Annotated in this window: 10 protein-coding genes and 1 tRNA gene; 7 read left to right on the top strand and 4 right to left on the bottom strand. The window is 64.3% G+C overall.

The annotated features are described in order from the left end of the window. Positions 1-184: 184 nt before the first annotated feature. A tRNA-Phe gene (locus tag AC1DJT_RS32090) sits at positions 185-260 on the top strand. 150 nt (positions 261-410) lie between these two features. Here the strand turns inward: AC1DJT_RS32090 and AC1DJT_RS32085 are convergent. From AC1DJT_RS32085 to AC1DJT_RS32075, 3 genes are all read right to left on the bottom strand, one after another. Further along, positions 411-686, bottom strand: a complete 276-nt coding sequence (locus AC1DJT_RS32085; RefSeq protein WP_441507896.1) for a hypothetical protein — start codon at positions 684-686, stop codon at positions 411-413. Positions 687-852: 166 nt separating this feature from the next. Then, positions 853-1,542 (bottom strand): hypothetical protein, encoded by a 690-nt coding sequence (locus tag AC1DJT_RS32080; RefSeq protein WP_476770961.1) that lies wholly within the window; start codon positions 1,540-1,542, stop codon positions 853-855. Positions 1,543-2,061: 519 nt separating this feature from the next. Next, positions 2,062-2,691 (bottom strand): 2OG-Fe(II) oxygenase, encoded by a 630-nt coding sequence (locus AC1DJT_RS32075; protein WP_441493060.1) that lies wholly within the window; start codon positions 2,689-2,691, stop codon positions 2,062-2,064. Between the two features lie 435 nt (positions 2,692-3,126). Between AC1DJT_RS32075 and AC1DJT_RS32070 the strand changes: the two genes are divergently transcribed. From AC1DJT_RS32070 to AC1DJT_RS32055, 4 genes are read left to right on the top strand one after another with little or no spacing between them, the layout of a single operon-like run. Then, positions 3,127-4,083, top strand: a complete 957-nt coding sequence (locus AC1DJT_RS32070; protein WP_441493059.1) for a metallophosphoesterase family protein — start codon at positions 3,127-3,129, stop codon at positions 4,081-4,083. Between the two features lie 37 nt (positions 4,084-4,120). After that, on the top strand, positions 4,121-4,456 hold the full coding sequence (locus tag AC1DJT_RS32065) for a cupredoxin domain-containing protein (protein WP_441493058.1): 336 nt from the start codon (positions 4,121-4,123) through the stop codon (positions 4,454-4,456). A gap of 39 nt (positions 4,457-4,495) precedes the next feature. Then, a complete protein-coding gene (locus AC1DJT_RS32060; RefSeq protein ID WP_441507894.1) occupies positions 4,496-5,038 on the top strand; it encodes a sigma-70 family RNA polymerase sigma factor in 543 nt (180 codons plus the stop codon). Beyond that, positions 5,025-5,810 carry an anti-sigma factor family protein gene (locus tag AC1DJT_RS32055; RefSeq protein WP_441507893.1) on the top strand — a complete coding sequence of 262 codons (786 nt, stop codon included), beginning with the start codon at positions 5,025-5,027 and terminating at the stop codon, positions 5,808-5,810. The genes AC1DJT_RS32060 and AC1DJT_RS32055 overlap by 14 nt, the downstream gene beginning before the upstream one ends. An 89-nt stretch (positions 5,811-5,899) precedes the next feature. On the opposite strand, the gene AC1DJT_RS32050 is transcribed toward AC1DJT_RS32055, so the two are convergent. Beyond that, the gene (locus AC1DJT_RS32050) at positions 5,900-6,361 is read right to left on the bottom strand and encodes a hypothetical protein (RefSeq protein ID WP_441493055.1); all 462 of its coding nucleotides are present in this window, start codon (positions 6,359-6,361) and stop codon (positions 5,900-5,902) included. A 242-nt stretch (positions 6,362-6,603) separates the two neighbouring features. On the opposite strand from AC1DJT_RS32050, the gene AC1DJT_RS32045 reads away from it, so the two are divergent. Continuing rightward, positions 6,604-6,879, top strand: a complete 276-nt coding sequence (locus AC1DJT_RS32045) for a PilZ domain-containing protein (RefSeq protein WP_441507892.1) — start codon at positions 6,604-6,606, stop codon at positions 6,877-6,879. A gap of 111 nt (positions 6,880-6,990) precedes the next feature. Beyond that, positions 6,991-7,176: hypothetical protein (locus tag AC1DJT_RS32040; RefSeq protein WP_476835653.1), on the top strand; the 186-nt coding region annotated here is incomplete at its 3' end.

Here is a 7,176-nt window from a genome sequence, read left to right as displayed (position 1 = left end):
GATCTCGGCCACTGGCTGAAGGGCAGCTATGTCATTCCCGGCGAGCCGGTGGAGGAGTCTGAAACCGGGTTACCCACACGCGAAGACGAGACTTGATCGGAAGCCGGCTGAAGCGACTGGACAGCCCGCCAATCACGCTCTATATCGCCCCCACCAACACGAAGCGCCTGGCGCTTCGCCGGATGCCCAGATAGCTCAGTTGGTAGAGCATGCGACTGAAAATCGCAGTGTCGCTGGTTCGATTCCAGCTCTGGGCACCACTCCCCCTTTGGGGCAGCATTGAAAATGCGCTCAATCAAGTGACGCATCCCGCCAAATCGCATTTCGATCTGCGCAGCACGACCTATGACCGGCCGAGAGCCACTACCGCGTCGTGGCGCTCCTCCGGGCAGGGCGCTCTGGGGGCAGCCCTATTGATCCAGTGGGATGCTCTGCCTGAAGAGGACAATGGACGTGATGGCAAGCACCAGCCAGAATCCCCATCCGATCAATATTGCAAGATCGCCGCTGAGGACCGTGCGGCCGCTTACACGCCAATAGAGGGAGAAGGGGCGTCTTCCATAGTCGCCGATCGCGAGCCTGCCCAGCGTAAGTCCGCGAATGAGCGTCTTGCCCGTCAGATAGCCGATGATCTGAAGAATGAACTCGACCATCAGACCGAGCACCGCATCCAGCAAAATCGCCACCTCCAGTTATGGACTTCCGCTTCTGACAGCTGAGAGGGCCGAAAACCCTCCCGGCCACACCGCGCCGGCTCTCTTCGCATGGCCCTGTGCGCCGCTGCTGACGGCGGCAGGCGCTGTCGGCCCTGGGCAGGCAGCCCAGGCTCCCGGCTCGCGAATTCCCCTGGCCTCAGTGTCGCGGCTCGCCGCCACCCTTCAACTCCACCTCAAATCGCAAGAGCTGGTCGAACAGCGGCGCCTTCCGGACGTCATCGTCGAGCCCGCCATCGGGCCTCTTCTCCGATCTTCGGCTCTCGAGTAGTCCGAGCCATGACAGCGGCCGGAGCACCCGCGTCGTCAGGGCGAACTCGGGAAAGTCGGGAGCAATCGGGTCCCCGATGGTCTCCATGATCGTACAGGCCGGCATCAGGTCCTTCGCATGGGACCAGCCATGCGCCGTCACCAACAGGCTCCACAGGATCACGCCCATGTGGTGCTGGGGCCAGAACTCCAGCGGGTTCCGGTCGAAGTCCTGGAGGTTCACTTTCCAGAATGTCGCTTCGAACAGCGCGGCGAGCAGCGCCGGGGCGGCCTCGGGCGCCAGCATGGCCTTGCCTGCCTTGCTCGCCTTCAGGACCCCCGAGCGTTTCCGCAGGAGCCGGGCCGCCTGCAGCACGATCCGTGTGAACAGGACCCCGTAGGCATCGTGCTCGTTGATGACCTTGTTCGTCGCGAGCGTGGTGGCCCTGTCGTATCCCGGCCACTCCGTCCGGTCGAAGACATGCCGGACATCGGCCCGCTTCAGGGCTCCGGCAGGGGTGAGGACCAGTCCGCCCTTCTCCACGGCAAGCGCCAGCAGGAGCCTCGCGGCGATGACCATGGGAGCCTGAAGGGCGGCCTCGACGGAGACTCTATCAGGCGTGAGGCGAACGGCCTGYGGGACCTTGCCGGGCGGCTCAAGGAGCGCCTTGAGGGAGGCCGGCTGAAGATGGGCCCAGGCGGGGGGAAGGTCTGTCACGGGGAGAGGGTAGGCGGGCCGGAGCGATTGCTCAACACTGCGTTTCGCGGGAGGTATGGGCCTCGGCGGTGACACAGGGCCGGTGACACGAAGTCATGCCTGATGGTCTATCGACGCCGTGATTTAGTTGCGATTTTTGCGCCGAACGACCTGTCTGGCCAAGGGCGCAAGGCTCTCGGTCCCGGGTTTCGGTCAGCCGCCGCAATGGCCCGCGGAAGGCCGGCGCGAAACCTTCGCCGGTCTGCCGAGCGGGCCATTCACAAGGAACCAAGAGCATGCTGCGAAAAAGTGGCAACGGTTTTTCGCACTAAGCATGCTCTAAACTATGAGAGTCGATCACGTTTTCTGCGTTTGGACGATTTCGTCCAAACGCAGCGCGATCTAGCGGCCGAAGATGCTCTTGAAGAACTTCGCGACCGTGTTTCTGCTCTTCTTGCGCTCGAGTTCGGATGCGTCGGTGATCCACGCCGTCTGCACGACACGCCGCTCGCCCGCGAAGGGCTTGTGGCCGTGCCAGGAATTGTCGGAGCGYAGGAAACCGAAAACGGCACCCATGGTCGGAGGCACCTCGCAGGCGAAGGGCTCGAAATTYGTGCCGTCATAGAGCACGCGCAGCCGGCCTTCCGCATCCGGTGACCAGTCGTCGTTCAGATAGAGCAGCACGGTCATGACCTTGCTCGGGCCATCGGTGTGAATGCGGCCGTCCTTGGCCTGCGAGAGCTTTCGGACGGTGGTCAGCCGCGGAAAGGCGTGGAGGTCTTTTCCAAAGCGCTGCGAAAGCACCTCGGTGAGGTCCGGGCTCTCCATTTCATCGATCAGCTGTTTAAAGCTTCCCGCCAGCTCGATATCGTCGACGGTCAGATAGCCAGGCTTCGTAATGGCCGGGTAATCCCGACGTATATCCGGGATGGCCTCAGGCCTGAGAAAGTTCTCACCAAGGAAATGCGGATAAGGTTGCAGTGAGAACGCACTGTCGCGGATCGCATCTGCATTGAGTAGCTTGAGAGCCATAGCCGTGGTCCCTTAGTAAATTACATTCGGTAATTTCGACCGGTGGTAGACATACAAGAGCTGCTGACCGTGCCTGCTCGCGCTGGAGAAGGAGCCAAGGCTTGCAGACAGGAATCGAGCAGCCGAAATCGTATCTTATCCATACATGCGAGCCTTCACGATGCAAAATTGCTTGTCTGGTCCGCGGCGAAACCGTTCGGCGGGCGAGAATTCGCATTGTGTCGGCGCTGCGATTGCCGGAGGCGCGGCCCGCTTTCTGCTTCGATCCGGCTGTCTGGGCGGGCGCGGTCCATCCTCCGCACGCTCATGCCGCGGACCGAGCGTCGCATTGCTGCGCAGCACCGATGACGAAAATTCGCATGGTCGGGAATAAACGGCGCTGAAGACCTGTCTTCTCAATGAACGCAGCGTGGTTGCGTTCTTGGGAGATCGACCATGACACATCATCGGATCGATACTGAGCGGCCTGCCACCACACGCCGCGAGACGCTCGAATGCATGATCTGGGCCGGAACCGGCGTGCTTTGGACGGTTGCGAGCGGGGTGCCGGTCTCGCTGGGCCTCCTCGGCAGGGCGGAGGCGGCAGAAGCGGTCACCAAGGGGTTCACCTTCCTGCAGATATCCGACAGCCATGTCGGCTTCGACAAGGCTGCGAACCCGCATGCTCTCGACACGCTCACGGAGGCTATCGCCCAGATCGGGGCGCTCCCGGCCAAGCCCGCCTTCATGATCCATACGGGCGACATCACGCATCTCTCCACGGCCGCTCAATTCGATGATGCGGCGCGTGTCATCGGCGGCGCGAGGCTCGACGTTCACTACGTGCCTGGCGAACATGACGTGATCGACGAGGGTAACGGGCAGGCCTATTCGGAGCGGTACGGCAAGGGCAAGCAGGGCGCCGGATGGTATTCCTTCGACGAAGGCGGCGTGCATTTCATCGGCCTGGTCAATGTCGTGAACCTCAAGGCTGGCGGGCTCGGTCAACTCGGGCCGGAGCAGCTGAAATGGCTCGCCGACGATTTGCGCGGCCGCAGCGCCTCGGCTCCCATCGTGGTCTTCGCGCATATCCCGCTCTGGACGGTCTATGCCGATTGGGGCTGGGGCACCGCCGACAGCACGCAGGCGCTTGCGCTGCTCAAGCCCTTCGGGTCCGTCACCATCCTCAACGGCCATATCCACCAGATCATGCAGAAGGTGGAAGGCAATGTGACCTTTCACACTGCAAGGTCCACGGCCTTTCCGCAGCCGGCGCCGGGGACCGCCTCCTCGCCCGGTCCCCTGACCGTCCCGGCTGGCGAGTTGCGCAAGTTCCTCGGCATTACGAGCGTCGCCATTCGCCCGGGCGCAAACGATCTGGCGATCATCGACAGCACGCTCGCGCGCGGCTGAACGAGGGATGGCGTAACCGTGCAATCGGGAGAGCGACATGACTTGCAGGCACAGGCCCCTCTGGGCTGCGGGCGCGATCATCGTCCTGTCGGTCCTCGCCGCATCCCGTCCCGCGGGGGCGGAGGAGGCGCTGGTGAGGATCTCCAACTTCGCTTTCGTTCCGCCGGACCTCACCGTGAAAGCCGGAACGACGGTCACGTTCCGGAACGAGGATGACGAACCGCATCTGGTTGTCGCGGGTGACGGCTCGTTCAGATCCCGCGCGCTCGATACGAAGGACAGTTTCGCGTATGATTTCACCCTGCCGGGGGAGTTTTCGTATTTCTGCAGCCTTCATCCGCATATGCAGGGAAAGATCCGCGTTTCCCGCTGATCGGACCTTGTGGCCGGGTGTCCAGACGGCGAGCCGACAGTGGCAGCAAGCGGCGACCCTTCCGCCGAACGGTTTCGCGAGGTGGTGTTGCCCCATCTTGCGGATGCGCTGGCCTTCGCCCGCTGGCTCACGGGCAATGCACATGATGCAGAAGACGTCGTCCAGGAGGCTTGCCTTCGCGCCTATGCCGGGATCGGAACCTATGCAGGCGGCAGCGCTCGCGCCTGGCTTCTCGCGATCGTGCGCAATGCCTGTCACACATGGCTCGCCAGGAATCGCGGGCCGATGCTCGTGCCGCTCGACGAGGTCACGGATGCGGATCTGCTGGCTTCTGGCCCATCAGGCGATGACGATGCGGAGGCGGCCATGATCGCCCGCGCCGACGCGGCAGAGATCGAAGCGGCGATTGCAGCGCTGCCCCCGCCGTTCCGCGAGGTTCTCGTGCTGCGCGATATCAATGGGCTGGGCTATCGCGAGATCGCCGATCTGATTTCGGCGCCGATTGGCACCGTCATGTCCCGCCTGTCGCGAGCCCGCACGATCCTGATCCGCCAGCTTGGGGGACGCAATGACCGAGCGTGACGGCCAGCCCATCGATCCAGGCGAAGCGCGGCTGCTTCTGCACGCTCTCGTCGATGGCGAACTCGATGCGGCCAGTGCATCTGCGCTCGAGCGCCGCCTCACAACCGATCCGCCCCTCGCGGCGGAAAGGGCGCGGATCGTTGCCCTGCGCAGCGCGATGCGGCAGCTGCCCCGGCCGGAGCCCAGTGCCGAGCTGCGCAAGCGTGTCATTGCGATCGGCGCCGATGCATCGGCGCGGCCGGCTCGCAGTTTCGATTGGCGCGCACTGGCCGCAACCGCTCTGATCGCCAGCCTGCTGGCCGGGGGCGGAACCTATTGGGGCGTGTCGAGAGTGGCGCCGGAGGATATGGCGGGCGACATCGCCAGCAGTCACCGCCGGGCCCTCATCGCACCCACTCCGGTCGACATGGCCTCGTCCGATCGACACCAGGTCAAGCCATGGCTTGACGCCAAGATCGGCCTGTCTCCGCCGCCCGACGACTTTGCTCGGGATGGTTTTCCCCTCGTCGGCGCACGCATCGATGTCATCGGCAATCACGTCGCGCCGACCCTCGTCTACCGCCACAATGAGCATCTGATCTCGGTCGTCGCCTTGCCGCGCGCTGTCTCGTCCCAGCCGCCCGCCGGGCCCAGCGGCAGCTCGGCACGGGGGTTTTCACTGGTGACCTGGGAGGATCGCGCCTTCACCTATTGGGCGATCTCCGATCTGGAGCGGGCGGAGCTCGATGCCTTCGTGCGGCTGTTCCAGGCGCGCGCCGCCGAAAAGGGGTGACCACCGGCATCGCTCACCGCTTCCGAGGTGATGGTCCCGAGCTCTTCCGGCGCGTAACCTTGGGCATTCGGCTGGAGCGAGGCACCCGCTCAGCGGGGGCACCAGTCCCAGAAGCCGGTCATGCGCTGGGGCGTGGTGTAGTACCAGCAATAGCCCGCGCGCGGCGCCGGGCCGGCGAGCGAGACAGCCGCTGCCCCGGCGATGAAGCCGAGCGCCGCCCCCGCTGCAACCGCTCCGCCGCGATGCCAGTGACGCCGCGGGTGAACGACGGTCACAGGCCCCGGGCGATGATGCCGGACCTGCGGGCTCGGCCGATGGACATGCGACGGGCGCTTATACGGACGGTGCTGCGGCCGGCTGACATGCGCCCCGTTGCCGGGCCGTTGGGCGCTGGAATGGTGGCCCCTGCGGACAGTCTGCCCCGATATCTGCGGCGAGCTGGAGGAGCGGACCTGCGCTTCGGCCGTGCCCAGGCTGGGCAGGGGCGCCACGACGCTCGCTAGGAGGGCGAAGAGCATGAGAAGCGATTTCAGCTTGAGAGAATGGCGCATGATCTCTTCTCCTCCACGGCAATCGCTCACGCCCATAGAGCCATGGCGCTCCGGTGGCTTCGCGTCGCCGCCCATCCATGCTGGCCTGTCATGTGGAAGTCGATCAACTCATTGTGGGTTGGCGGCCCGGATGGTCCGGCAAGCTTGCCCGGACTCTTCGCGGGCTGTACGTCATCGGTTAACGTGCCGGGCGCAGGTTCCAGATAGACTTGAACCGATCGATCGTGGCGGGGATTTGCGAATTGCCGGGTCAGACTGAAGAGCGCCGCCACCACCGCAAGAAGGTTGTGCAGGAAGCGCGAATCCGGCTTCCCGGCCAGAACAACGAGATTCCCTGCATTATCCGCGATGTCTCGGTGTCCGGCGTCAAGCTGCGCGTGCCGATGGGGTTCGAGGCGCCAGACGTCTTCAGGCTGATCGCTCCGGCCCTGCACATCAACAGCTGCGTGCGGATCGCCTGGCGCAGCCAGCACTCGATCGGCGCGACCTTCATCGCGGACACTGAGCGCCCCGACTGAACGCTGCGAGAGCTGTGGCATTCTGCGAGAGGCGGGGGCCCTGGGTCGGAATTCGTCATCTTGCCGCAGGTCGGGTTCGATGCTGAGTTTCGCGGGTGCCGGAGGTGCCCGATGCCGTTCAGCTCCCTTCCCGAACTCCTCGAACTTGCAACAGCGCGCGAGGCCTTTGAGATCGCCTGGGCTCATATCGARCCGTCACTCTGTTTCCAGGCCGCCAGCAGCGAGAGCATGAGGCTGTGGCTGGGCTATATCGTTGCCGGGCTGTCGAATGCGCAGCCGGATGTCGATATCGTGCCC

Source organism: Allobosea sp. 05T422_2, assembly GCF_056396265.1.
Note: the sequence above shows the minus strand (reverse complement) of the source record. Positions and strands in the feature narration are given on the sequence as shown.